This is a genomic window from Marinobacter nanhaiticus D15-8W (assembly GCF_036511935.1).
Lineage (GTDB): Bacteria > Pseudomonadota > Gammaproteobacteria > Pseudomonadales > Oleiphilaceae > Marinobacter_A > Marinobacter_A nanhaiticus.
Window position 1 is genome coordinate 536,621 of sequence record NZ_AP028878.1, and the last position, 25,911, is coordinate 562,531.

Genomic DNA, 25,911 nt, shown 5'->3' on the forward strand with positions numbered 1-25,911 from the left:
CTGGTTGCGTTCCGCAGCAACGTCCATTCGTCTTGCCAGGAGTTCCCCATGTCCAGCCTCAACATCCGCAAAGCCACTGTTGACGATTCCGGCCAGATCCTTCAGTTCGTCCGCGAACTGGCCATCTACGAGAAGGCTGAGCACGAGGTGGTGGCGACCGAGGAGACCGTGGCCGAGTCCATCTTCGGGCCGGAGTCGACGGTCCACGCCGTTATTTGCGAGAAGGACAGCAAGCCGATCGGATTCGCCGTCTATTTCTACAACTACTCCACCTGGCTGGGCAAGAACGGCCTGTTCCTGGAAGATCTTTTCGTCACGCCATCAGAGCGGGGTAGCGGTGCGGGGAAGGCCCTGCTCAGATACCTGGCGCGGGTTGCTGTTTCAAAGGGTTGTGGCCGTTTCGAATGGAACGTACTCGACTGGAACGAGCCCGCGATCCAGTTCTATGAGTCCATCGGCGCCCGACCGCAGAGCGAATGGATCGGCTATCGGCTGACCGGCCAGGCGCTTCTGGATCTGGCGGAGAGCAATGCCTGAGCTAAAAACGCTGGGTCTGTTCCTGATCACGGCGGTTGCGGAAATCGTTGGCTGCTACTTGCCCTACCTCTGGCTCCGGGAAGCCAAGAGCGTCTGGCTACTGCTGCCCGGTGCCCTCAGCCTGGCTCTGTTCGCCTGGCTCCTCTCCTTGCACCCCACCGCAGCGGGCAGGGTCTACGCGGCCTATGGCGGCGTGTATATTTGCGTTGCGATCCTGTGGCTTTGGGCGGTCGATGGGATTCGCCCCACCGTCTGGGATGTCGTTGGTTCCGGGGTCGCTCTCCTGGGTATGGCGATCATCATGTTTGCGCCACGCTCCTCCTGATCCTGCCTGGTTTCGTCGCGTTACGTCCCTGCAATAAACTCACCCAGGTTATTTTATTACCCCGTTCAGGACGCGTAGCTTTCAGGTAAGAAATGGCGCGAAAGGAGGGGAATTATGACCAACTATTCTCAACGTATCGCGCGGGTTTCGCCGTCCATGACGCTGCAGATCAATGCCGAGGCAGCGGCGATGCAGGAGGGCGGTGAAGATGTGGCGCGACTCGGTGCCGGAGAGCCCGACTTCGACACGCCGGAGCCCATCAAGGACGCCGCCAGGCGGGCCATCGACCGGGGCTTCACCAACTATACCGCCGCGGCGGGCACCCAGAGCCTGAAGGAAGCGGTCTGCGACAAGTTCCAGCGTGAGAACGACCTGGCCTTCTCACCGGAAAACATCATGGTCACCTGCGGAGCCAAGCAGAGTCTGTATAACCTGTGCCAGACGCTGTTGGAGACCGGCGACGAGGCCGTGGTGCCCCAGCCCTATTGGGTGTCGTACCCGGCCCAGGTCACCATGGCTGAAGCGGAACCGGTCTTTGCCCAGTGTGATCCCGACGAGGGTTTCACGCTTCGTTCCAGTGCCCTGGAAGCAGCGATTTCCGAGCGCACCCGGATCGTGATTCTCAACTCCCCCAATAACCCGACCGGCCGCATCTACGACCGGGAGGAACTCGCGGCTATCGGTGACGTACTACGCAAACATCCGGATATCACCGTCGTCTGCGACGAAATCTACGAACACCTGCGCTGGGTCGACGGACCCTATCACAATTTCCTCAATGTGAATCCGGATCTTAAGGACCGCTGCGTCGTGGTCAATGGCGTCTCCAAGGCCTACGCCATGACTGGCTGGCGCGTGGGTTATATGGCCGGTCCCAAGGACCTGATCGAAACCATGGACAAGTTGCAAGGCCAGAGCACCGCCGGCACCTGTTCCATCAGCCAGCATGCAGCGGAACAGGCACTGAGGGGCGACCAGCAGGTCGTTACCGACATGGTCCAGGCTTTCCGCGAGCGCCACGACCGCATCCTGCCGGAAGTGAAAGCGCTACCCAATGTGAGCTGTCAGCCGGCGGACGGCACGTTCTATCTGCTGCCGGATTTCCGCGAGGTGATTGCGGAGCGCGATGACATCGAAAATGACGTCCAGTTGGCGGACAAGCTACTGCATGAGGCCAAGGTCGCACTGGTGCCCGGCCGGGCCTTTGGCGCCGAGGGGCATCTGCGGTTGTCGTTTGCGGCGGATCTCGACACCAACCTGGCAGGTATACGTCGCATCGGTGAATTCCTGGCGGCCTGAAACAGGTTCAAGGAGGATGACATGAGCAAGGAAACGGTTGGTGACTTCATCGTAAGCCGCCTTGAGCAATGGGGAATCGGCCGCGTCTATGGCTATTCTGGCGACGGTATCAATGGCGTCATGGGCGCCTTGCGCCGGGCGGAGGATCGGGTGCGGATGATCCAGACCCGGCATGAAGAGCTGGCGGCCTTCATGGCGTGCGGCCATGCCAAATATACCGGACAGCCGGGGGTGGTGGTCACCACGTCCGGCCCCGGTGCCATCCACGCGTTGAACGGCCTCTATGACGCGGCCAAGGATCATATGCCGGTGGTGGCGATCCTCGGCCAGCAGGCGCGCACCAGTCTGGGGTCGGACTTCCAGCAGGAAGTCGGCCTCGACAGCGTTCTGCAGGACGTGTCCGGCTACACCCAAACCCTGATGGCCCCAGCACAGGCGCGCCATGTGGTGGACCGGGCGATGCGTGTGGCCATTGCAGAGCGAACGGTGGCTTGTATTGTCGTTCCCAATGATCTGCAGGATGCTGAAATGCAGATGCCCGCCGCGGGTCATGGCAGCACCTTTTCCGGCATCGGTTACCGCGAACCCGCTACGCTGATGCCGGCGCAGGCGGATCTGGACGCTGCGGCCGAAGTGCTCAACGCCGGCGAAAAAGTTGCAATCCTGGCCGGCGCCGGGGTGAAAGACGCGGTCGAGCCGCTGATGGCTTTACGGGAAAAACTGGGCGCGGGGGTGGCCAAGGCGATCCTTGCCAAAACCATGATTGCCGATAATCGCGAAGGCGTAACCGGGACCCTTGGCCTGCTCGGTACCGAGCCCAGCGACTGGATGATGAGCGAGTGCGATACGCTCCTGCTGGTCGGCACCAGTTTCCCTTACGCCGAATTCCTGCCGCAATCGGACAAGGTCCGGGCGGTGCAAATCGATATCGATGCTTCCAAGCTGGGATTGCGCTTTCCGACAGAGGTGAACCTACACGGCAGCGCCCGGGACACCATTGAAGCGCTGCTGCCTCGTATCAATCGCAAGGATAACGGCAAGTGGCGTGACAAGCTGGCCGATCACATCAAACGCTGGAACGGCGTGCTCGCTGAGCGCGCGGACGTGAAGGCCAAGCCGCTCAATCCGCAGAAGCTGTTCTGGGAACTGGCACCCAAATTGCCGGAAAATGCATTGCTTGCGGCGGATGTGGGCACGGCCACCGATTGGTACGCCCGCTTCCTGCCCATCAACCACGAGAGCATCAGCGGCTCCACATCAGGTGGCCTCGCGTCCATGGGCAATGCCGTGCCCTACGCCATGGCCGCCAAGTTTGCCCATCCGGATCGCCCGGTGATCGCCATGGTCGGCGACGGCGCCATGCAGATGCTGGGTAACAATGGGCTGATCACCCTGGCGCAACACTGGAAGGAATGGGAGGACCCGCGCCTGATCGTGCTTGTGCTCAATAACCGCGACCTGAACCAGGTGACCTGGGAGCAGCGGGTGATGGAAGGCGATCCCAAATACGAAACCTCCCAGGCGTTACCGGATTTCGACTACGACAAGTATGCCGAGATGCTTGGGCTCAAAGGGTTGAAAATCGACAAGCCGAAGCGTGTTCAGTCCGTTTGGGACGAGGCGTTGAAAAGCGACCGCCCGGTGGTGATCAACGCCATTGTCGATCCCAATGTGCCGCCGCTGCCGACGCACCTGGAAATGGATCAGGTGAAGGGGTATCTCGGTTCGATGATAAAAGGCGACGAAGAATCCGGCTCGATGCTCCGGCAGTCGCTGAAGAGTATGGCGGCCTCATACCTGCGCCGTTGATTAGCGGTAAACCCGTTCCATAATGCCGCGCCAGCCAATGGGTAGACGCGTTTCCAGACTCTTCAGGGCAGGATGGGTCGGTAACAGCAGATCCACAGGCTGCTTGCTGGCATAGAGCACGTAGTTATTGGTGCGGGTGCGGTAGAGCAGCACGTCGGCGAACAGACGGTTCAAGTGGCCCATCAGCGGCCCGCCCCGGTCAGGCGCGACATGGAAGTTCATGGCCAGCCACCCGGTGTCGCTCAGGGCGTGGTGGCAGTAGTCGATAAACCGGCGGTGGGCCTGTGCGGGGCTCATGTGATCCGGGCCGTACAGGTCCGCCAGGATCAGGTCGGTACTGCCTTCGGCAATCTCCTGCAGCGCAGGGCGGGCGTCGGAAACGGTGATATCGATCGTCGGATGATCGGGCAGGCCGAAGAACTCACGGGCGACGTTGACCACCTCTGCGCGCAGTTCCACGGCATGGATTCGGCATAGCGGCAGCAGGTAGTGCAGGGCATTGACCATCACCCCGCCGCCCAGGCCCAGCACCGTTGCATGGGACGGCTCCGCATACACCAGCGGCAGCAGCATGGCCCGATTGTACTCGTGCACGGGCAGCCAGGATTTACCCAGGGCGATCTTGCTTTGCTCGAATACCGAGTCGAACGTCAGTACCCGGTGCTTGCGGTAATCGAGCACCCGGATCTTGCCCAGGGCATCTTCGGTTTCATGGGTGACCTGGCCGCCGAGGCGCAGCATCATGGCGTGTTTCCTTACATCGGTCGGTTGGGAGTGCGGAGGCGAACGACCACATGAGCGCCATGACGCGCCCGGCGAAGGGAAACGTCGCTTCGTCTCTATAGTCGACGACGGTCCGGCTCACTGCCCTTATCCGGCACTTGAACCCCGTTATCCCGTCGAACGTCCTTCGTTTGTTGTCCATATAGAGCTTAAGGCCAGAGTTCCCGGACCACAAAAATACGTGGAAATTCAGCATCGGATTGGCCGGAATCCAACAGCGATACGTACCTTCTTCGGGATGAGTCAAAGTGTCTGAAATTTAACCCGTCAGCGGCGACAGGTTGTTGACCTCATTGGCGCTTCGACCTCACCCTTCGATTTCCCATACCAGGATCACACGCTATGTCGCAGGACGCTTCCACCAAGCAAGTGGTTAATTCCCATGAAAAACGAGATGCAAAACGCCGCGAGGCGCCCAGTGCTGCGGTGGTCTATGAGGCAATCCGCGCCGAGGCGGAAACCGAACTGACCCGTCCAATGATTGGGCTGGGCTGGTCGGCCCTGGCCGCCGGGCTGTCGATGGGGTTCTCACTGATCGCCCAGGCCCTTCTCTACAGCTACACGCCGGACGCCGAATGGACACCTATCGTCAGCAGCTTCGGCTACTCCATCGGCTTCCTCTTCGTGATCCTCGGTCGTCAGCAACTGTTTACCGAGAACACCCTGACACCCGTGCTAGAGGTGCTCCGGGTCAGGAGTATGAGCGTTGTCGGCAAGACCCTCAATCTCTGGCTCGTAGTGCTGCTGTGTAACATGGTGGGTGTGGCCATCTTTGCCTTCGCATTATCGTACTTCGATGTGCTCGACCCCAAGATCGACGAAGCCCTGAAAACCATTTCCACCCGGGAGTACGGCCACCCCTTCGGCACGGTTTTCGTAAGGGCTATCTTCGCCGGCTGGCTGGTCGCATTGATGCTCTGGCTGATGCCTTTTGCCGAATCCGCCCGGGTCGGTGTCATCATCCTGGTGAGTTACGTCATCGGCCTTGCCCATTTTCCGCATATCATCGCCGGTTCGGTGGCTGCCATCTACGCCGTGTTCAACAGTTCCCATAGTTTTCTCGAGTTCCTGTTCGGGTTCTTCACGCCAACGTTGCTGGGCAACACGATTGGAGGCGTGATGATGGTCGCGGCCGTGAACTATGCTCAGGTTGCCTATAGTTCCAATGGCGATAAAGAGAAGTCGAACGCGGAAGCCTCAAGCTCGGGGAACAAGCGGTCTTCGGATGGATCCAGCTTGTAATCCGCCTGTCCCTTTCCATACTTAAGTTCGACATTAAGTTTGATGGACGGACACCGTCACACCCAATTCCGGGTGTGACCTGCGACCAACAGCTGCGCTTCCCTGAGGTGTATCCGGCGCCCCGATGTTGTTGGCATGGACGAGGCGCCACCGTTGCTGATCCGATTTCCTCACTTGTTCACCATCCTCGGCCTGTGCCTGGCTCAAATCGCAATTGCGGCACAACCGGACGCGGACGACTTCGTCGGGGCCGATACCTGTCAAGGCTGCCATGCCGCCGAGCACGCGCAATGGCAGGATTCCCACCATGACCTCTCCATGCAGCCGGCAGCTCCCGATACTGTCTTGGGGGATTTCGACGGCGCCACCTTCGACTACTTTGGTACCGAATCCCGATTCTTCCGCCGGAACGACCAGTTCTTCGTCCGCACCGATGGTCCTGACGGCAAGCTGCAGGATTTCCCTATCGCCTACACCTTCGGCGTCTATCCCCTGCAGCAGTACCTGATCGAGATGCCCGGCGGCCGGCTGCAGGCTTTGGGTATCGTGTGGGATTCCCGTTCCACAGCGGACGGCGGGCAGCGCTGGTATCACCTCTATCCCGAGGAACCCGTGCGGGCTGGAGACCCCCTGCATTGGACCGGTCTGGACCAGAACTGGAACTTCATGTGCGCGGACTGCCACTCCACCAACCTGGCGAAGAACTACGATCTCGAGACGGCCAGCTATGACACCTCCTGGAGCGAAATCAATGTCGCCTGCGAAGCCTGCCACGGGCCGGGAAAGGACCACATCGAAGCTATGGGCAGTGATAAGGGGAACCTGGCGAACGCCGGTTTCAGCGTGTCCCTGTCCCGTGCGGAGCCGAAGGCCTGGGTGATCGACCCGAAGACAGGCAATCCCCACCCATGGAAACACGGCCCGGAGGCACAGCCGGAACTGGACGTCTGCGCCCAGTGTCATTCCCGCCGCTCTACCCAGTTCCACGGTGCGCGCCCCGAGGACGGGCTGTTCAATCACTTCATGCCGTCCCTGCTGGAACCGGGCCTCTATCACGTGGATGGCCAGATCGATGGCGAAGTCTTCGTCTATGGGTCGTTTGTCCAAAGCAGGATGTACCACGCGGGCGTCACCTGCTCGGATTGCCATAACCCCCATAGCCTGGAACTGAAAGCGAAGGGCAACGCAGTGTGCGGCCAGTGCCACCAGGCCTCGAAATACGATGTAGAGGCCCATCACGGCCATTCGCCAGACAGCGCGGGCGCGCGATGCGTCAACTGCCATATGCCCGAGAAAACCTATATGGGCATCGATAACCGGCGGGACCACAGTTTCCGTATTCCGCGACCGGATCTCACGGCGGACCTGGATGTGCCCAACGCGTGCACCCAGTGCCACAGCGACAGGACAGCCCAGTGGGCGGCCGAAGCGCTGGAGAAACGCCATGGCACGCCGCCCGACGGGCATTTCGCCAGGGCCATCCATGCCGGTCGCTATGGCGGTAGCCATGCCGAACGGCTGCTTTCCGAACTGATCCTCGATACCACGCAGCCGGCGATGGCGCGGGCCACCGCCGTCTCACTGCTGCCACGCTACCTTTCGGGGCAATCGGCGCCGGTTCTTCAGCAGGCCAGTCGTTCGGACGATCCGCTGGTCGCACTGGGCGCCGCCGAAGCGCTCAACGGTATTCCCGAGCAGTACCGGCCTATGTTTGGCCTACCGGGGCTCTACGACCCGCATCGGGTGATACGCAGCCTGGTCGCCAGCAACCTGCCGCCGACGGCCGTGTCGGGAAACCCTCCTGAACTGCGCCAGCGATACGATGCCGCAATAGCGGACTATATCCGGTCTCAACAATACAATGCGGACCGCCCTGAATCCCTGGTCAACCTGGGCAACACCTACCGGCAGATGGGCGAAAACGACAAGGCTGAATCCTACTACCGCGAGGCCCTCGACCTGGCGCCCCATTATGCGCCGGCATACGTGAACCTGGCTGACTTCATGCGGGCCAACGGCGACGACGAGGCCGGTAAAGCGGTACTGGAGGCAGGGCTGGAACTAGTGGAGGATCCCACCACGCTGCAGCATTCCCTGGGGCTGCTACTGGTCCGCCAGAAACGGCTGGACCCGGCACTGGGTTACCTGCAGCGGTCGGCCGAATCTTCCACCGCAACCGCTCGCTACGTCTATGTCTACGCGGTGGCACTTCATTCCACCGGCAACACGCGGCAGGCCATAGACGTGCTCGAACAGGCGCTTTCCCGGTTTTCGGGCGATCCCCAGATACTCTCGGGGCTGGTCAGCTTCCACCGGGAACTGGGGCAAGAGAAGCAGGCTGCGCATTATCAACGCCTGCTTCAGTAGCGTGGTGGGAGCCAGCCTTTCGCGAGAGGGCTAACACGGCCGGGTCAGAGCATGCCCTCGATTGGAAGCAGGGAGAAAAAGCCCACGTTGAACCGCTTGAACCAGCCGGTCTCAGGTTCCACATCCCAACGCTCGGCATCCTCTCCCTCACCGTCGATCCAGTACAGATCGCCGTCCTCGTCGAGCTGGACGCGGTAGGCAACCCGGGGGACGGTTTCGTCGAACAGTGTTTCGAGTTTGGCGGCGAGGGACGGGCTCTGGATCAGGAAGCCCAGCTCCGTGTTCAGGTGGGTCGAGCGTGGGTCGAAATTGAACGAGCCGACGAAGAGCCAGGTGCCGTCAACCTCGAATGTCTTGGCGTGCAGGCTGGTGGCGGAGGCGCCGAAGTTGCTGATGGATTCGGCCATCGCGCCGTGTCCGGGCAGGGCCTTCATCTCATAGAGTTCGACGCCGCCTTCGAGTAGCGCCTTGCGATAACGGGCGTAGCCGGAGTGAACCAGGGCGACATCGGTAGCGCTGAGGGAATTGGTGAGCACACGCACCTCGACGCCGAGACTCTCCATACGATTCAGGGCGGCGACACCGGTGTCGGTGGGAATAAAGTAGGGCGAAACCAGGTTGAACTGGTCGTGGATCTCGCCGATCGACTCGGAAAGCTGCGTTGATAGCAACCCGTCCTCCGCCACTTGGCCCAGACCTTTACCCGGAGCGTCGCTGAACATACGCGTCTTGGCCCATTCTACCGGTAAGGTGCGGGTTTGGGTCTGGTGGACGAAGTCCGAGGCCAGGATCGCTTTGACGTAGGTTCGGGCACGTTCCGTCTTCCATACGGCCTCAATGGCTTGGCTCCATTCGTCGAGGTCTGTCTCGTCCGCCTCACCCAGTATCGACGCCGCCGGGTAGGCCGACTCGCTGGCCCAGTAACGGTCGAAATCAACGGACACTTCCCGCACGACATCGCCCGCCACCATGACATCAAGGTCGCTGAAAGCCACGTCCTCCGTCGCACCGAAGTATTCATCGCCCACGTTGCGGCCACCAATAACGGAGATCATGTTGTCCGCCGTAAACGACTTGTTGTGCATGCGGCGATTCAGGCGGGAAAAGTCGGTCAGAAACCCATACCAGCGCGCGGATCGGTATACGAAGGGATTGAACAGCCGGACATCCAGGTTTGGATGGGCATCGGCCGCCCGCAGGATCGGGTCCATGCCCGAGGTGTTCATGTCATCCAGTAACAGGCGAACCCGAACCCCGCGATCCGCCGCCTCCATGAGCGAGGCGAGCAGGATCAGCCCGGTCGTGTCTGCTCGCCAGATGTAGTACTGCACATCAAGGGTTTCGTCCGCCATATCGGCCAGCAGGACCCGCGTGGCAAAGGCCTCGCGGGCATCGGGGAGCGGATAGATGCCCGCCAGGCCCGGATGCGCCGCCAACCTAGCGGCCAGACTCTGACCGAGTCGCGTCTCCTGTGCCTGCTGAATGGATAACGCCTCGGACGACTCGCGCTCCTCCAGTGATGGCAACGAAGCGCAGCCGGCCAGAAGGCCGACCAGCATCAGGGTAGGGAGGATCATCGACCAACAGGAATGAACGCTCGTGGCTCCAGTCATGGCGTCTCCCTCGTCAGTTTGGCTTGTGATTGAGCGCCAGAAGCGCGAGTCGTCTGCAATGCCTTAAACCTGGCGAGGCGCGCCTAATGCCGTTTGCTGTTCTATCAGAATAGGCCTTTTTTAGGCCCATCGCAGATTGGCGTGACGGGAAGCCCTCCGCACCAGTCGTAAGATCATGGGCGCCCTCGGCGCCTCAGAAGCTGAAGCATCTGCTACATGCTCGAGTGGTCCGTAAAATGTAGCCGACGCTTCAGCTTCGGAGCAGCCCGCCGGGCTGCCCATTCCCGGAATGCTTTCCGTTACGCGGGTTCCTGCCAAAGTGCGATAAATTTTTCAGTTTATGGTCTCTTGTTCATCCAGCTATGGCGTTTTCTTGATGACCTCCTTGTCTCACAGCTTCCACATAGTGAGACCGCTTCCGAAACCACCCGTCGAAGTGGAAATGTCATGGATTAGCTCTACGCTTAAGGGGAGCGTTGCTTTACGTTAACGCCATTTTCTCGCCAGAACCGCAGTCGACGACCTAGCGCTGTATTGACGAAACGTACGGATGCTCAGTGTGGTTGAGGTTTGCAGACGGAGTTGCAGAGGGACCGTCGGTTGTGTGTTCGAGATCGTGGCTAAACTGATGCGCGATCGCATCGGAATTCCTGCCCTCAGCTTGATACCAGCCAACTCGATTTCAATTGCTGACACTCTGGGTGAAGGACGCTGCTTGGAGCGTCATTTTCTCCGGTTTGCTGTAGTGAGCTAAGGCTTTCGTCTGCAACTCTTATCCGCCTGAGCCTTTTTGAGCAGATCAATATGTAGGGCTAACGGAGAGCAGGAATGAAATGCACAAGGCTGCGTTTTGCACATTCACGCCTATCGTTTGGAACAAAGTTTGTCGTTGGATTTAGCATGGCTGCGGCCAGTTTCAGCGTTTATTCCCAGGACGCCTCAGACTTGGCCAAGCAGCTGGCCAACCCGATAGCGAGTCTGGTTTCGGTGCCCTTCCAGGCGAATGTCGACTGGAATATTGGCCCTCAAGACGACGGCGAACGATTAACGGTGAACGTTCAACCAGTCGTGCCAATTTCCCTCAACGACGATTGGAACCTGATCAGCCGGACCATTTTGCCGATTATCGACCAGAGCGATATCTTCCCCGGCGCGGGTAGCCAGTCGGGTTTAGGGGACACCGTACAAAGCCTGTTTTTCTCACCGGTGGAGCCGACGGCCAATGGCTGGATCTGGGGCGCCGGCCCCGTGTTCCTGTTGCCTACCGGCACGGACGACCTGCTGGGGGCTGACAAGTGGGGCATCGGTCCGACGGCGGTCGCGCTGCGGCAGGCCGGCCCTTGGACTACAGGCGGGCTGGTTAACCAGATTTGGTCCGTGGCCGGTGACGACAATCGGGAAGATGTCAGCCAGTCTTTCGTCCAGCCCTTCTTCACTTACACCACACCCACGGCATTGAGCGTCACCCTGACAGCGGATTCGACCTACAACTGGAAAACCAACGACTGGACCATACCCATCGGACTTTTTGCCGCTCAGGTCTTCAAGGTGGGGTCGCAGACGATGCAGGTTCAGGCCGGCCCGCGTTATTACGCCGAGAGTCCCGAGAGTGGGCCAGAGGGGTGGGGCGCTCGGGTGAATGTAGTGCTGCTTTTTCCTAAATGATGCTCATCTGTCCTGTGAATGGATAACTGGCGTAACCCACAGCAAGTCCATACCGCGTAAGGGCGCCGCATGGACGCCCTTACGCATTGTTCTTCGGGCAAGGTGGGCACACCTAACTACCCGTCAGCTCCACGACCACTTCCTTCAGTTCGCCTTCGAACGTGAGGGGCGTCTGGTAGTCGTAGTTGACCGGTGTGCCCGTGTCGGAGCCAATGTCCTGATTCTCGGACAATGAGTATTTGAACGGTGTGGTCTTTTCGACCCTGCCTTTGGCCACCTGGGAGCCATCGACCGACAGGGTGAGCGATCCGGCCCCTCCCATCTTTTCGCCGCCTTCATAGTCGAACGTCATCATCAGTTCGCGCTCGCCGGCGGCCACCGGCTGCTCGCTGGTAACCGAATAGTGCTCGACATCAATAAAGTTGTGGGCTGCGTAGAGCTTGCCGTCCTGCAGGTACAAAGCCCAGCCACCCGTATTGCCGCCCTGGGTGAAGATCATGCCGTTGGCGTTGTCTTTAACGTTGACCTTGGCGATCACACTGAAGGACTTGTTCTTCAGGTCAGGGGCGGAGGCTTCAGGGAGACCTGCGAGCGGGCCCCGGTATTCGAATCGTGTCCGGTCCCCAGCCAGGTTAGGTTTACCGGTCAATTCTGCACTGAACCGTTCCGGCCCCCGCCAATCGAGAGGCAGGGCGTTGTTGGCAGAAGCCTGTGCCCACCAGAGCGCTTTCATTTCTGCCAGTTTCTCGGGGTTCTGCTCGGCCAGATCGGTGGCCTGGGAGAAGTCTTCCTCAAGATTGTAAAGCTCCCACTTGGCAGTGATCGGATCGAAACCCTTACGCTCAGGGTCCCAGGGTTCGAACGCCATCGAACCGGCCCACCAGCCATCCTTGTACATGCCGCGATTGGCGAACAGCTCGAAGTACTGACTGGTCCGGTGCTCGGGGGCAGCCTTGTCCGACAGCGACGCGAGGAAGCTCTTGCCCTGGATTGGCGTTTGCGCCGTGCCGTTGACGCTGCGCGGCTCGGTCACGCCAGCGGCTTCAAGTATGGTCGGTGCCACGTCGATAACGTGGGTGAACTGGCTGCGAATCTCGCCACCCTGGTTATAGCGTGCCGGCCACTTCATAACCATCGCATTGCGGGTGCCCCCGAGATGACTGGCGATCTGCTTGGTCCACTGGAATGGCGTGTCCATCGCATGGGCCCAGGCGGCGGGGAAATGGTTGAAGTGCTTTTCAGTACCGATTTCATCCAGGCGAGGCAGGATATCTTCAATCTGCATCTGGTAACCATTGAAGATGGCATTCTCGTTCAATGTCCCGGGCAGGCCCCCTTCGGCGGATGAGCCGTTATCGCCGATGATGTAGATGACCATCGTGTTGTCGGCGTCCGGGAGGGATTTGACATAGTCGAGTACGCGTCCGACTTGCTGGTCTACATGCAGCCCGTAGGCCGCAAAGACTTCCATCATCCGTGCGTACACCCGCTTTTCATCCTCTCCCAGCGTATGCCAGGCGGGCAGGCTATTGGGTCTCGCGGTCAGTTCGGCGTTCTCCGGCACAACGCCGAGTTCCTTCTGGCGCTGGAAAGTCTGTTCGCGGTAGGCATCCCACCCCATGTCAAACTTGCCCTTGAACTGGTCGATCATTGCCTGCGGCGCCTGATGTGGAGCGTGGGTCGCTGCTGGCGCCAGGTAGGTGAACCAGGGCTTGTCGGGCTGGATAGCTTCTATGTCCTCGAGCCAACCGATGGTTTTGTCCGCAAGGTCGACACTGAGGTAGTAGTCCTCCGCCTGGGGCGTTCCAATGGGCGTCTGGTTCTCATAAAGGTAGGGGCGAAGCTGGTTGGTGTCGCCCGCCATGAAGCCGTAGAAATGGTCGAAGCCGAGCCCGTTCGGCCAATGATCGAACGGACCCATGGGGCTCGTCTCGTAAATCGGCGTGTTGTGATTCTTGCCGAACCAGGAAGTGATGTAGCCGTTCTGCCGCAGGATCTCCGCGATGGTGGCGGTATCCTTTGGAATGATTCCGGTATAGCCGTCGTAGCCCGTGGCGACTTCGGTAATGTTGCCGGTACCCGCAACGTGATGGTTTCGCCCGGTCAGTAGCGCCGCACGCGTTGGTGAGCAGACGGCTGTGGTATGAAACCGGTTATAGAATACGCCTTCCTCCGCGAGCGCCTCCATCGATGGCGAGGGCACGCCCCCACCGGAGACCGAGAACTGGCCAAAACCAACATCGTCCAGGAGCACGAGGAGGACGTTGGGCGCGTCCGCGGGCGCAGCGATGGGTTGCGGGAACTGGGCTGGGTCGGAGTCCAAATAGCTGGTCCCGACGCTGCCGGTGAACTTCTGTTCAGCGTAGGGCAGCACAGATTGTCGTTTAAGGTCGTCCGGCTGCACGCCTTGCTGCGCGGTGGCGGGTTCAGCAAAAAATCCCTGAATGAGCAAAGCAGCGATCGCCGCTGGTGCCGTTCGGTGGAACGTTCTCATGGTGCGGTCTCCTTTCCTTAGGATGATCGAAGTGCGTCGCCAGTGGGCATTCACGTTACTTCGAGACATCAGGATTCGAAGACCGCCACGTTTCAGTGACTAGCTCGCAAGAACATTAATCTTTTGAGAGAAAGAGAATAGTTTGCATTCGGACAACTGTCGAGGACGGTTCCGTGACAGTTTCGCTTATGCGTATCGCACCGGACGCGGTGTAACCCGGCGTGTGAGCTTCGGCGTAAATGAGCCTCGTATCGAGCTACTTTAAGGCCATTGCCTGATTAGGCTGAGGGCTTGAAAGTAGGCTTGTCGTCAGGCAGCAAATAGGCTTCGGAGACGTGATGGGTATACGATGCCCTAATTCAGGTTTTGGGCTTACCTATATCCGACTGGGTGCGAATTTGGTCGCGCCCCCGCGTTTTTGCGAGATACATCGCCGCATCCGCACGACTGACCAACGTATCCAGGTCGTCGTCGGAGTGAGCACTAGCCACGCCGATACTCATGGTTAAAGGGATCGATTCTCCCTCTGGCGCGAAGTCGGCGTCTCTGATCTCGTCGGAAAGCCGTTCGAGAAAGGTCACAGCGCCCCTCACGCCTGTAGACGGGAATACGGCGAGGAATTCCTCGCCACCCCAGCGCGCCACCACATCGGATTTACGCGACATGCGCGTCGCAGTTGCGGCAAAAAGCTTCAGCGCTTCGTCGCCAGCGGCATGACCGTAGGTGTCGTTCAATTTTTTAAAATGATCAAAGTCGAACAGGGCAACTGTGAGCGGGTGCTTATAGCGTCTTGAGCGATCGATTTCCCCGGAAAGTCGATCTTCCATATATCCACGATTGAACAGTCCAGTAAGTGCATCGGTTCTGGCCAAGATCTCAAGTTCTTGCTTGGCATTTTCGAGAGCCTCCAGGTCACGTTTGCGCGCTAATTCGTGACCAATCCACTCGGCAAACAGTCGGACCAGTTCGATATCCTGGGCTCTGAAGGGGCGGGTAGGCTCAGGGCTTGAAAAGTTCAGCGTTCCGTAGCGGTGACCGTCAACGAAGATAGTGGACCCGAGATAAGCTTCCAACTGAAAACTCTGATAACACGGATGGGCGCGGATGTCGCTCTCACCCACATGGTAGAAGCCGCGTACATCCGTAACGTCGAACACGTGGCTACAGTATGTGTTCGCAAATTCGAACGTCATGCCGGGGGTAAGCGCATCGTCCGGATGGACCGCTTGCATCACCGTATAAAGATTGCCGTGGATGTGGCTGAAAATGCCAATAGGCAGTCCAAAGTGTTCGGTTCCCAGTCGGAGAATGGCGTCCACCCGCGCCTGGAAATTCAGGTCCCGGGACGACGTGATAGAGTGGAGTTTACTGAGGGTTTGTTCAGTCGCAACCCGGTGCGTGACGTCACGGATGAAGCCGACGAAGGCAAGGTTCTCGTCATCGGTACTCTTGATCGGCCCTCCAAGCGTCTCCCCCTCGAACACGTTACCGTTCTTGCAGCGGTACCGGGTAATGTAGGTTTCCTGTGCTTCTTGGGCCTCTTTATTGAACCGTTTGCGTCCCTGTTCCTCGAAGTCGTCCGGATCCGCATAAATGATCCTGGTCTCATGACCTTTCAGCTCCGCTTCGTCATAACCGAACATCTCCAGGGCCGCGTCGTTGATCATGATAATTCGACGGTCTGCATCGGCGACAATGGCGGCGACGTCCATATGGCCGAAGACATAGGGAAGGACGCCTCTCAGGGCGGAGAGGGAGGCAGGTTTTTCAGGCATGGACATGTTCCTCTAAGGCTTTCACCGCCTAAGTTAACAAAGTCATCCTTGAGGTGAACATAATTTGTTGTAACTAGAGGATTCGTGCCGAAATTGCAGTGCCCCGATACTGCGTTCATACCGGTGAGTACCCTCCTCTAAGAGGCGGTGACTCGCTGCAGATCAACTTCGGCGCGTCGGATGACGTCATCGGCACTTTCGCCGGGATGCGCGACAGCTAAACCTACAGCCATTTGGAGTTCCTTCCCGGTAAAGACTTGGCTGAAATTCGCTTTGCGAACACCTTCCGTAAGTCGTTCCAGAAAGATTTTGGCGCCTCTTTCATCGGTATTGGGTAGCACTGCTATGAACTCGCTGCCGCTCCAGCGAGCAACGACGTCCGTAGCGCGGGATAGAAGAGTGATTTTCTGCGCGAAAGCGCGAAGTGCGTTGTCACCCTCGGCATAACCGAAGGTTCGGTTCAGCGTTTTTAGATCGTTGAAGCTCAGAATAGCGGTGACTAGAGGCAAGTGAAACTGGTTCAATCGCTCCAGCTCGGTGCCAACCTTCTCCATGGCATACCGGCGATTGTAAAGACCGGTGAGCTCATCCCTTGCACTTGTGCGGTTCAAATCCTCACGAGCCTGGATAAGCGACCTGAGCTCCCTGGCTAGCGATAGTTCGTGCCCTATCCACTCAGCCAGCAAGCGGACCATTTCAATTTCCTGTCGGGTGAAGGGACGCCTGGCTTGAATGCTGGAAAAATTGAGCGTGCCGAACCGGTCGCCGTTAACAAAAATCGTCGCACCCAGGTAGGCTTCCAGTTTGAAATCCTTGTAGCAGGGATGGGTGCGTATTTCGCTCTTAGCGACATGGTGAAATCCGGCAACTTCGGTCTGACGGTATACGTGACTGCAGTAAGTATCCCTGAAATCGAATACCATGCCTTGTTCCAGGGCCCCGTCTGGGTGAACGGCGTATTCAATTTCGTAGATTGGGCCATCAATGTGACTGACGATGCCTATGGGCAACCCGAAATGTTCGGTACCAAGCTTGAGTATGGCGTCCACTCGCTCTCTGAGACTAAGCTCCCGGGATGATGTGATCGCGTGCAGGCGATTTAGCGATGTTTCGGTGGCAATCCTATCTGAGACGTCCCTGATAAAGCCGACGAAGAAAATGTTCTCGTCCTTGTCATTCTTGATGGGGCCGCCGATGGTTTCGCCATCGAACAACTCTCCGTTCTTTCTAGAATACCGCGTGACGTACTTTTCACCGGAATCAACTGCGTCCTTATTGAACCGCCTGCGACCCTGTTCCTCGAAGTCAGCAGGGTCTGCGTAAAGCATTTTCGTTTCCCGCCCGACGAGTTCCGTTTCTTCGTACCCAAATACTTTTCGCGCTTCATCATTAATCATGATGATTCGTCGGCCTGCATCGGCAACGATGACTGCAGCATCCATATGTTTGAAAATGTGGGGAAAAATGCCGTTGAGGTTTTCCAGGGGGAGAGGAGGGATAAATTGGCAAACAGACACTGTGCGACCCTTGGAGCAGGAAAAGATTATGTGAATCTAGCAGGTAATTTGTGGGCGCCGGTCGGTGGAATTGTTAAAAGTTGTATAAAATTTAATCGGCTTGATTTTTCAATGAATTGGAGATCAGCGCGTTGCGGAGTGAGCAGGCCGACTAAATCACCGGCGCCACAAAATCCGGATGGATGCCCGAACGGTTCATACAGGCGTCCACGTCCAACCCTTTCAGCGACCCGTTATCGGTGACCAGCAGCGTATGCATGCCGGCACTCTGTCCACCGAGAATATCGGTGTGCAAGGTGTCACCGATCATCAGCACTCGCGATGGTTCGATGCCGGCCAGTCGGTGCAGGGCCTCCTGGAAAGCAGGAGCATAGGGTTTGCCGTAGAACACGGGGGTGATGCCGGTGTGGTCGATCAGGCGGTGGGCGTAGAAGCCCGGTTCCAGGGTGAGTTTGTCGCCTCGCGGGGCTACCAGGTCCGGGTTGGCGACTTCCACCGGCCGCGGGTAACTGCCGAGGCTGGCTTCCAGTTGGGCCTGGTGGTTGCTAGTCCAGCCATGGGTGCTGAGAAAGATGAAGCCGTCACAGCGGTCCATACGGTCCCGCAGGGTGTCGTTGGGTTCGCCGTGGATGCTGATGTAGTTCAGCGGCAGGGTCTGCGGGTTGGCCTCCAGCGGGGCGATCACGCCCCAGAGACCGGGTCGAACAGTCGAAGCCAATGCCCGTTCCAACAACCAACGGCTGGAAATCAGTTGGTCCTCGTCGATGGCAAAACCGAAGGCCCGGTATTTCGAAAGCAGCCGGTCGGAGCTGGCGGTTGCAGCATTCGAGAGGATCAGGCAACGCTTGCCGGCTCGCTGGAGCTCCGCGAAGCGCATCACCGCATTGGCCAGGGGCCGGTCGCCGGTATTGAGTACGCCATAGGCGTCGAAGACGAAACCGTCGAACTGGTCGGTGAGTGGACCAATGTTGCGGTGGGCTGCGACGTGTTCCGGTCTCTCGGGAACGATACTATTGGGGAGTCTGTGCCGGATACGTTCGTATTCGGAAAAGGCCCATCGGGGCGTCGGCAGCATCAGTTGATGCACCGGCTTGACCGCATTTTGCGAATTCATCTTAAAGTACCGCTTGTCTGACCCGGGCAGAAACCCATTCCGATATGACGACCGTGGCCAGAATCACGATAAAGATCATGGTCACCTGGGGCCAGGCCAGTACATTCAGTGATGCCTGTAACTGTAGACCCAAACCCCCGGCGCCGACCAGCCCCAGTATCGTGGATTCCCGAATATTGATGTCCCAGCGGAATACGCTGATGCCCCAAAAGGCCGGCAGGATCTGCGGCACGATGGCGTAGTCGATGATCTGTACGCCTGATGCACCGGTCGCCCGCACGGCTTCCACCTGACGCTGGTCGATTTCCTCGATGGATTCATAGAGGAGCTTGGCGACGAAGCCGATGGAGCGCAGGCCGATGGCGACGATCCCGGCCAGCAGCCCGGGGCCGATAATCGCCACCAGCAATAACGCCCAGATCAGCGAATTGATCGAGCGGGACGACACGATAATCAGCAGCGCAATCGGGCGCACGAAATAGACGCTCGGCGTTGTGTTGCGGGCGGCGAGAAAGGCGACGGGTACGGCGAAAAGAATGCCCAGTAGGGTGCCCAGGGTGGCGATATTGAGCGTGTCCCAGAGCGGCTCCCATAGCGTATTGATGTAGGCCCAGGCCGGCGGGAACATGCGGTCGCCAATATCTGCCGCTTGTCGCGGGGCATCGGCTACGAAGGCCCAGATGGTATCCCGGGTCATGATCTCCCAGCAAAACACGGTCAGCGCGACCAGCCAGAACCAGCCGATCCAGCGCAGCAGACGTTGCTTGGGGGTACGGAACTGCCAGCGGGGTGTCAGGGTTTCGGTCGTCATTGCACCCACCGCCGGACATGGGACGAGGAATACTCCACCACCAGCACGATCGCGATGATGATAATCAGGATCGCCCCGGCGGAATCGTATTCATAGCGATCGATCGCGGTGTTCAACGTGGCGCCGATACCGCCGGCCCCAACGATGCCGATCACCGCGGATTCCCGGAAGTTGATATCCAGCCGGTACAGGCTCAGGCCGATCAGTCGCGGCATCACCTGGGGTTGCACCGCGTAGTTCACGACCTGCCACCAGCCGGCGCCGGTTGCGCGCACCGCTTCGATCTGCTCGGCGTCGCAGGCCTCGATATCTTCCGCCAGCAGTTTGGACAGGAAGCCGATGGTGGCGAAGGCCAGCGTCAGGAACCCGGCAAACGGACCGAAGCCGAACATGGCCACCAGCAGGATAGCGATGATGATTTCCTGGAACGAGCGGGAGAGCGTGATGATGCCCCTGCAGAACAGGTACACCGGCATGGGCGAGAGGTTGCGTGCAGCACCGATACCGATGGGGACGGAAATCAGGATGCCGGCGACGGTGGAGGTCATCGTCATGGTCAGGCTTTCGATCAGCCCACTCTGGATATCGCTCCAGCGCGAGGTGAAGTCCGGCACCAGGAAGCCCTGGACGAAGCGCCAGCCCCGCTCCAGGCCTTCGTAGACGCGCATCCAGTCCACCTCGATGGACTGCACGGCCAGCATCAGGTAGACCACGGCGCCGATGTAGATCGTGCGTCGCCAGCCCGTATGGGTAAAAAGGGCTGGCGGACGTTTCCAGGTGCGTGGTGTCGTGCTCACAGCCCCTCCACCACGGACACGTCATTCGGATCCGAGGCCGGATCCGGGTCTTCGTTATCCCGGCGTAACTGTGTCCAGTCCTCGTCACCGTAGATGGTTGTGAGCACGTCGTCGGTCAAAGCGTCAGGCGCACCGTCGAACACCACTTCGCCGCTGCGCAGACCGATGATGCGGTCGGTGAAATTCTGCGCCAGCATCACGTCGTGGATATTGATGATGGCCGGCAGGTTGCGCTCCCGGCACATGCTCTGGATTAGCCGCATGATCTGCCGTGAGGTCTTCGGGTCGAGGGATGCCGTGGGCTCGTCCACCAGTAGCAGTTCGGGGTTCTGTTCCAGGGCGCGGGCGATGCCCACGCGCTGGCGCTGGCCGCCGGACAGGGCGTCTGCGCGCTTGTTGAAGTGATCCCCCAGGCCGACCTGTTCCAGTAACTTGAACGCCAGGTCGATGTCGTCCTGGGGATACCGCCGCAGGAAAGAGCGCCAGCCGGACACGTAACCCAGCCGGCCGGAGAGTACGTTCTCCATCACCGTCAGGCGCTCGACCAGGGCATATTCCTGGAAGATCATGCCGATCCTCCGCCGGGCCTGACGCAAGGCGCGACCGTTGAGGCGGGTCAGGTCGGTGTCGCCGAGAAGGACGCTGCCCGAACTCGGCTCCACCAGTCTGTTGATACAGCGAATCAGGGTGGACTTGCCCGCGCCGGACGGACCGATCAGTCCCACTACCTGGCCGGCGGGGATGGCGAAGCTCACTTCCGAGAGGGCCTTGTCGCCGGTCTTGTAGGTTTTCGATAGGGCTTTCAGTTCCAGCACAGGTCAATCCACTTCCTGTTTCGTTGTTATTGGCTTCGACGATTAACGGCAGTTCCCGTGTTCAACGGCAATCCCCGTTCTTAACGGCAATCATAGGTCACGCCGTTGGCCGCATCGATCTTGCGGATAACTTCCCAGTGTTCCTTGAAGGTGATGGGAATGAACTTCGCCTCGCCGGACTTCGCGAATTCTTCCTGCAGGGACGAGCCTTCCCAGTCGAAGGAAAAGAAGGCTTCCTTGATCTTGTCCTGCAATTCCGGCTTGAGGTTGTAGGCAATGCCGTAGCCGGTGGTCGGGAAGGTCTGGGAGGTGTAGAGGGTCTTGATCTGGTCTTCGGTCACGACGTCACGTTGGAGCATCCGATCCAGGACCGAGTTGGCAATGGCGGCCGCCGGGTAGTCCTTGTTCGCCACGCCGAGGATGGAATTGTCATGCTTGCCGGAAAACACCGGTTCGAAGTCTTCACCGGCGACCATGCCGTAGTCGGCTTTCAGGATCGCCGAGGGCGCCTTGTAGCCGGAGTTGGAGGTCTGTGAGGTAAAGGCCAGTTCCTTGCCCTTGATGTCCTCGACGTCTTCGATGCCCGAATCCGGATGGGTGATGATTTCCATCTCGTAGCCGAAGGAGCCATCTTGAGATGCCATGATGGTGAATGGACGGAAACCGGCGCAGGCCACAGCCAGCGGGTTTGAGCCGGTATTGAAGCCGGCGATGTGCAGACGGCCGGCACGCATGGCTTCGATCTGGGCGGCGTTGGACTGCACCGGGAAGAATTGGACCTTCTTGCCGGTGACCTCTTCCAGGTGCGTCAGGAAATCGGACCAGGCTTCCTTGTACACGGCCGGGTCTTCGACCGGGGTGTAGGCAAAGATCAGGGTGGACGGATCGATCTGTTTGGACTCGTCCTCCGGAATGTCCGCAATCAGATCGCCGTCCTTGTCGGTGTAGCGATCGTCGAGTTGGAAATCCGCGTGAGCCAGCATCGGCATCAATAGCGTAGCGCAAGCGATGGTCAGCAACTTTTTCATCTTACATATCCCTTTGAGTTGACGGTTTTCGATGGCCCCGCCCGATTGCACTGATCGGGGCACCGCAGCTTTCCAGATCGCACCCTACGTTATAGCAGCCAAATGGCACTTTTGTGACAGCGATTTAGAAATGCCCATGCATCAATTGGTTAGTAGGTTGTTTCTGTCATATCACCGACATAGTTTTTGACAATTGATCAATTTCTGGACGAATCGCGAAACCCCGACGATTATCAGTAGTGGTGCTGGGAGCTTCGCGCCGAGGGTAGTATCGGGCTCCAGAAAACCGGCCCATTAGCGTGCGAGCTCGCTGACTCCAGGATCCTGACAACAACAATGACAGTGGGGACAGCTACAAATGGAAGCTCTAATCAATCGTCGAAATATCGGTATCGCCCGAAAGACGGCGCGTGAGCGCCTCGGCCTGAAAAAAGGCCTGATGAAATCCTTTACCTTCGTCGCCGCCCTGGCCGGCGCCTCTTTACTCGCCACCTTTTCTGTCAGTACACCGGCTTCTGCGGCTACCACCTGGAAGATTCAGTCCGTATGGGATGCCGGTACCGTGGGCTATGACCTCTTCGAGGAATGGTGTAATTCCATGGAGAAGAAGAGCGGCGGCGAGCTGATCTTCCGTTGTTTCCCGGCCAAGGCCGTAGCGGCGGACAACAACGCCCTGTTCGACGCGGTGCGCAACGGTGTCCTGCAGGGAATGAATCCATTCACCCTCTACTGGTCCGGCAAGATTCCCGCGTCGGTCTTCCTATCGTCCTATCCTGCCGGCCCTGATCAGCCGCACCAGTGGGATACGCTGTTCTATGCCATGGGCATGCTGGAAAAGACACGGGAAATCTACCAGAAATACGGCCTGTTCTATGTCGGCCCAATCCAGCATGACGCCAACATCATCCACTCGAAGAAACCGGTGAGCAGCCTGGCTGACCTGAAGGGCATGAAGATCCGTGTGCCCGGCGGCATGGTGGCCGAGGTGTTCCAGCAGTTCGGTGTGTCCACCGTGAGTCTACCGGGTTCCGATATCTTCCCGGCGCTGGAAAAGGGCACCATCGACGCGGCTGACTACGTGGGTCCGGCAGTGAATTACGAACTGGGCTTCTCCCAGGTGACCGACTACATCCTGTTTGGACCGCCGGGGGTGATGTCGATCTACCAGCCGGTGGACCTGATGGACCTGACCGTCAATATGCGCGCCTGGAATGCACTGGATCCGGAACTGCAGCAACTGGTCGAGGACGAGGTCCGTAGCTACTCGATGAAGCACTACCTCACCATCCAGGAGCGCAACGTCGAGGCCATGGAGAAGTTCAAGGCGGAAGGCGACACCGTGTCCCGTCTGAGCCAGCAGGACCTGATGGAGTTCCGCCGCGCCGCCATTCCCATCTGGTACAAGTGGGCCAACAAGGACGAGGATGCTCGCGCGATCTTCGACATGCAGCTCGACTACATGATGAACGAGACCGTCGGTTACGTGAGTCCGGACGACATCAAGGGCATGGAATAAGCCTCTCAACATGACCTGCACAGGGGAGAGCTTCGGCTCTCCCTCATTCGTTAGCTGAGGGGTGAATTATGTCCGATCTTGAAGGGTTTGGTTTTGTCCTGCCCCACTGGTTCTATTGGGGCTGGCTGGCGGTGATGCCGCTGATCATGATGGCGCTGGATCGCTGGCAGCGGAAACGCAAGGGACCGGTCGAGGAAGAATTGACGCCGGTACCGGGCGAACTCCATGAACCCACACCGCAGGAGCGCCATCCGGATGCCGGGGTGAACGGGTTTACCCGCGTGATCGACTGGATCAGCGAACATTCCGGCGTGTTCGTGGCGTTCTGGACCGTCAACGCCGTGTGCTTTTACTTCTTCGAAGTGGTGATGCGCTACATCTTCAACATGCCCACCATCTGGGTGCACGAGGCCAGCTTCCTGCTGTTGGGCATGCAGTACCTACTCGCTGGAGCCTTTGCCCTGCTGCATGGCGCCCATGTACGGGTGGACGTGCTCTACAACCTGCTGCCGGAGCGCGGGCAGGTGGGCATGGATATATTTACCTCCATGTTCTTCTTCATCTTCGCCCTTGCACTGGCAATCACATCGTGGACCTTCTTTCAGAATTCCTACTCGATGCATGAGACCACCGTGGAAACCTGGGGCATCCAGTACTACCCGGTGAAAGCGATGATGTTGCTGGGGGCTATCCTGATCCTGCTGGCGGGCGTGTCGAAACTGATCAAGGACATTGCCCTGTTTATTCGTCTGGGTAAGGAGGGTGCGGCATGAGCGTCAATACCGCGAAACCCAACGCCGCTGCCAGCGCCACCAGCGCTCTGATCGGCCACGTGGGCACCTGGTTGATGATCGTTTCGACCGTCGTCCTGGCGTTCATCATCTGCGTCGAAGTGATCAATATCCTGTTCTACGATCCCTACAGCGACGAGTACTTCCTGTTCCGCCTGGCCGGCAGTCTCTACGGCATTGGTATCGCTCCTCTGACCTACCTGATGTTCGGCTCATTGCTGGTGGCGCTAATGATGGGGCTTCCGCTGGCGTTCGTTACTGGTGGTCTGGGGGTGGTCTTCATCTACCTGGTGGGCGATGCGTTGATGCTCAACATCGTGCCCAGCCGTATCTTCCCGATGATGACCAACTCGGATCTGGCGGCGATCCCGCTGTTCATCTTCATGGCCGCGATGCTGGAGCGGGCCGGGCTGATCGAGGAAATGTTCAACGTGGTCTACAAGTGGATGGGCGGCCTGAGCGGCGGTCTGGCATCGGCGACGATCCTCGCCTCGACCATCCTGGCGGCCATGGTGGGCGTTATCGGTGCGGCGGTGGTCACCATGGGCATCATCGCTCTACCGGCGATGCTAAAGCGGGGCTACGATCATCAGATCGCCCTGGGCTCGATCATGGCCGGCGGTACCCTGGGTATCCTGATCCCGCCGTCGATCCTGGCCATCCTCTACGCGGTGGTGGCCCAGCAGTCAGTGGGCGAACTCTATCTGGGCTCCGTGGTGCCGGGGCTGTTGCTCTCGGGTATGTACATTGCCTATGTGCTGATTCGCACTGCCATCAACCCCAGGCTGGGCCCGCCAGTCGCCAAGGAAGAGCGCATTTCCCTGAAGGGCAAACTACTGTTGCTCAAGGATCTGATCGCGCCATTGATCCTGGTGGCGTTGGTGCTGGGTCTGCTGTTCGGGGGTATCGCCACACCGGTGGAAGCAGCGGGTATTGGTTCGTTCGGCGCTATCCTGGTGGCCTGGATGCACAAGGCCTTCTCCATACAGACGCTCAAGGAAGCGTCGATCACCACCGCCAAGGCGTCCGCGATGGTGCTGTGGATCATGTTCGGCGCCTCGGTGTTCGTGGGCTTTTACATTCTCCAGGGCGGACAGGAGTTCATCACCAATGCCATCCTGGGCACAGGTATGTCGGCGTACGGCATCCTGTTCCTGCTGATGCTCCTGCTGGTGGTGCTGGGTATGTTCCTGGATTGGGTGGGGATCCTTCTGCTGGCCGTGCCGATCTTCATTCCCATCGTCGAGGCGCTGACCTTCGACGGCCTGTTCGGCCTGCCCGCGGTGCCGGGTGAGGACGTGGTGCTCTGGTTCGGCGTGCTCTATCTGGTGAACATGCAGATGTCCTTCCTCAGCCCGCCGTTCGGCTATGCGCTGTTCTACATTCGCGGCGTTTGCCCGCCGGAGATCTCCATGGGCACCATTTTCAAATCATCACTGGTATTCCTGGCCCTCCAGGCTGTCGGCTTGTTCCTGTGCGTGCTCTTCCCGACGCTGATTACTTGGCTACCCGGTATCGTCTACGGTTAAGGTGCCGTCTGAAATTGATGATGGCTGAAAGTCGCATGGCTTCCGTTGGTCGCTCCCCGTTATAACCGGGGAGTGACCAACGAC

20 protein-coding genes are annotated in these 25,911 nt (G+C 59.0%); 10 read left to right on the forward strand and 10 right to left on the reverse strand.

Going from position 1 to position 25,911, the window contains the following annotated elements; genetic code table 11:
- Positions 1 to 48: 48 nt before the first annotated feature.
- The 4 genes from RE428_RS02405 (at position 49) to RE428_RS02420 (ending at position 3,970) form a co-directional block, all read left to right on the forward strand.
- Positions 49 to 537, forward strand: coding sequence for a GNAT family N-acetyltransferase (locus tag RE428_RS02405; RefSeq protein WP_004579136.1), 489 nt, complete (start codon positions 49 to 51; stop codon positions 535 to 537).
- Positions 530 to 862, forward strand: a complete 333-nt coding sequence (locus RE428_RS02410; protein WP_004579135.1) for a YnfA family protein — start codon at positions 530 to 532, stop codon at positions 860 to 862. Before RE428_RS02405 ends, RE428_RS02410 begins: the two co-directional genes overlap by 8 nt.
- A 114-nt stretch (positions 863 to 976) precedes the next feature.
- Positions 977 to 2,161 (forward strand): pyridoxal phosphate-dependent aminotransferase, encoded by a 1,185-nt coding sequence (locus tag RE428_RS02415; RefSeq protein WP_004579134.1) that lies wholly within the window; start codon positions 977 to 979, stop codon positions 2,159 to 2,161.
- Between the two features lie 21 nt (positions 2,162 to 2,182).
- On the forward strand, positions 2,183 to 3,970 hold the full coding sequence (locus RE428_RS02420) for a thiamine pyrophosphate-requiring protein (protein ID WP_004579133.1): 1,788 nt from the start codon (positions 2,183 to 2,185) through the stop codon (positions 3,968 to 3,970).
- On the opposite strand, the gene RE428_RS02425 is transcribed toward RE428_RS02420, so the two are convergent.
- Positions 3,971 to 4,714, reverse strand: coding sequence for a spermidine synthase (locus RE428_RS02425; protein ID WP_004579132.1), 744 nt, complete (start codon positions 4,712 to 4,714; stop codon positions 3,971 to 3,973).
- A 381-nt stretch (positions 4,715 to 5,095) separates the two neighbouring features.
- Between RE428_RS02425 and RE428_RS02430 the strand changes: the two genes are divergently transcribed.
- Both RE428_RS02430 and RE428_RS02435 read left to right on the forward strand, forming a co-directional pair.
- The gene (locus RE428_RS02430) at positions 5,096 to 5,995 is read left to right on the forward strand and encodes a formate/nitrite transporter family protein (RefSeq protein ID WP_004579131.1); all 900 of its coding nucleotides are present in this window, start codon (positions 5,096 to 5,098) and stop codon (positions 5,993 to 5,995) included.
- Positions 5,996 to 6,130: 135 nt separating this feature from the next.
- Positions 6,131 to 8,362, forward strand: coding sequence for a tetratricopeptide repeat protein (locus tag RE428_RS02435; protein ID WP_004579130.1), 2,232 nt, complete (start codon positions 6,131 to 6,133; stop codon positions 8,360 to 8,362).
- Between the two features lie 44 nt (positions 8,363 to 8,406).
- Here RE428_RS02435 and RE428_RS02440 read toward each other — a convergent pair whose 3' ends face one another.
- Positions 8,407 to 9,975 (reverse strand): phospholipase D family protein, encoded by a 1,569-nt coding sequence (locus RE428_RS02440; protein ID WP_227500179.1) that lies wholly within the window; start codon positions 9,973 to 9,975, stop codon positions 8,407 to 8,409.
- A 900-nt stretch (positions 9,976 to 10,875) separates the two neighbouring features.
- Here RE428_RS02440 and RE428_RS02445 point away from each other — a divergent pair.
- Complete coding sequence (locus RE428_RS02445; RefSeq protein WP_004579128.1) at positions 10,876 to 11,640, forward strand: hypothetical protein; 765 nt, start codon at positions 10,876 to 10,878, stop codon at positions 11,638 to 11,640.
- Positions 11,641 to 11,752: 112 nt separating this feature from the next.
- Here RE428_RS02445 and RE428_RS02450 read toward each other — a convergent pair whose 3' ends face one another.
- The 8 genes from RE428_RS02450 to phnD form a co-directional block, all read right to left on the reverse strand.
- A complete protein-coding gene (locus RE428_RS02450) occupies positions 11,753 to 14,134 on the reverse strand; it encodes an arylsulfatase (protein WP_004579127.1) in 2,382 nt (793 codons plus the stop codon).
- Between the two features lie 359 nt (positions 14,135 to 14,493).
- Entirely contained in the window at positions 14,494 to 15,909 is a 1,416-nt protein-coding gene (locus RE428_RS02455) for a diguanylate cyclase (protein WP_004579126.1), read from the reverse strand.
- A gap of 137 nt (positions 15,910 to 16,046) precedes the next feature.
- A complete protein-coding gene (locus tag RE428_RS02460) occupies positions 16,047 to 17,426 on the reverse strand; it encodes a diguanylate cyclase domain-containing protein (RefSeq protein ID WP_004579125.1) in 1,380 nt (459 codons plus the stop codon).
- A gap of 151 nt (positions 17,427 to 17,577) precedes the next feature.
- The gene (locus RE428_RS02465) at positions 17,578 to 18,540 is read right to left on the reverse strand and encodes an HAD-IIA family hydrolase (RefSeq protein ID WP_004579124.1); all 963 of its coding nucleotides are present in this window, start codon (positions 18,538 to 18,540) and stop codon (positions 17,578 to 17,580) included.
- A gap of 1 nt (position 18,541) precedes the next feature.
- Positions 18,542 to 19,351 (reverse strand): phosphonate ABC transporter, permease protein PhnE, encoded by an 810-nt coding sequence (gene phnE, locus RE428_RS02470; RefSeq protein ID WP_004579123.1) that lies wholly within the window; start codon positions 19,349 to 19,351, stop codon positions 18,542 to 18,544.
- Positions 19,348 to 20,148, reverse strand: a complete 801-nt coding sequence (phnE, locus tag RE428_RS02475; protein WP_004579122.1) for a phosphonate ABC transporter, permease protein PhnE — start codon at positions 20,146 to 20,148, stop codon at positions 19,348 to 19,350. The genes phnE (RE428_RS02470) and phnE (RE428_RS02475) overlap by 4 nt, the downstream gene beginning before the upstream one ends.
- On the reverse strand, positions 20,145 to 20,963 hold the full coding sequence (gene phnC, locus RE428_RS02480; RefSeq protein WP_004579121.1) for a phosphonate ABC transporter ATP-binding protein: 819 nt from the start codon (positions 20,961 to 20,963) through the stop codon (positions 20,145 to 20,147). Before phnC ends, phnE (RE428_RS02475) begins: the two co-directional genes overlap by 4 nt.
- A gap of 80 nt (positions 20,964 to 21,043) precedes the next feature.
- Positions 21,044 to 21,991, reverse strand: coding sequence for a phosphate/phosphite/phosphonate ABC transporter substrate-binding protein (gene phnD / locus RE428_RS02485; protein ID WP_004579120.1), 948 nt, complete (start codon positions 21,989 to 21,991; stop codon positions 21,044 to 21,046).
- 358 nt (positions 21,992 to 22,349) lie between these two features.
- Between phnD and dctP the strand changes: the two genes are divergently transcribed.
- The 3 genes from dctP (at position 22,350) to RE428_RS02500 (ending at position 25,827) form a co-directional block, all read left to right on the forward strand.
- Positions 22,350 to 23,507 carry a TRAP transporter substrate-binding protein DctP gene (gene dctP, locus RE428_RS02490; RefSeq protein WP_004579119.1) on the forward strand — a complete coding sequence of 386 codons (1,158 nt, stop codon included), beginning with the start codon at positions 22,350 to 22,352 and terminating at the stop codon, positions 23,505 to 23,507.
- Positions 23,508 to 23,575: 68 nt separating this feature from the next.
- The gene (locus RE428_RS02495; protein WP_004579118.1) at positions 23,576 to 24,280 is read left to right on the forward strand and encodes a TRAP transporter small permease subunit; all 705 of its coding nucleotides are present in this window, start codon (positions 23,576 to 23,578) and stop codon (positions 24,278 to 24,280) included.
- Complete coding sequence (locus tag RE428_RS02500) at positions 24,277 to 25,827, forward strand: TRAP transporter large permease (protein ID WP_004579117.1); 1,551 nt, start codon at positions 24,277 to 24,279, stop codon at positions 25,825 to 25,827. Before RE428_RS02495 ends, RE428_RS02500 begins: the two co-directional genes overlap by 4 nt.
- The last annotated feature ends 84 nt before the right edge of the window (positions 25,828 to 25,911 follow it).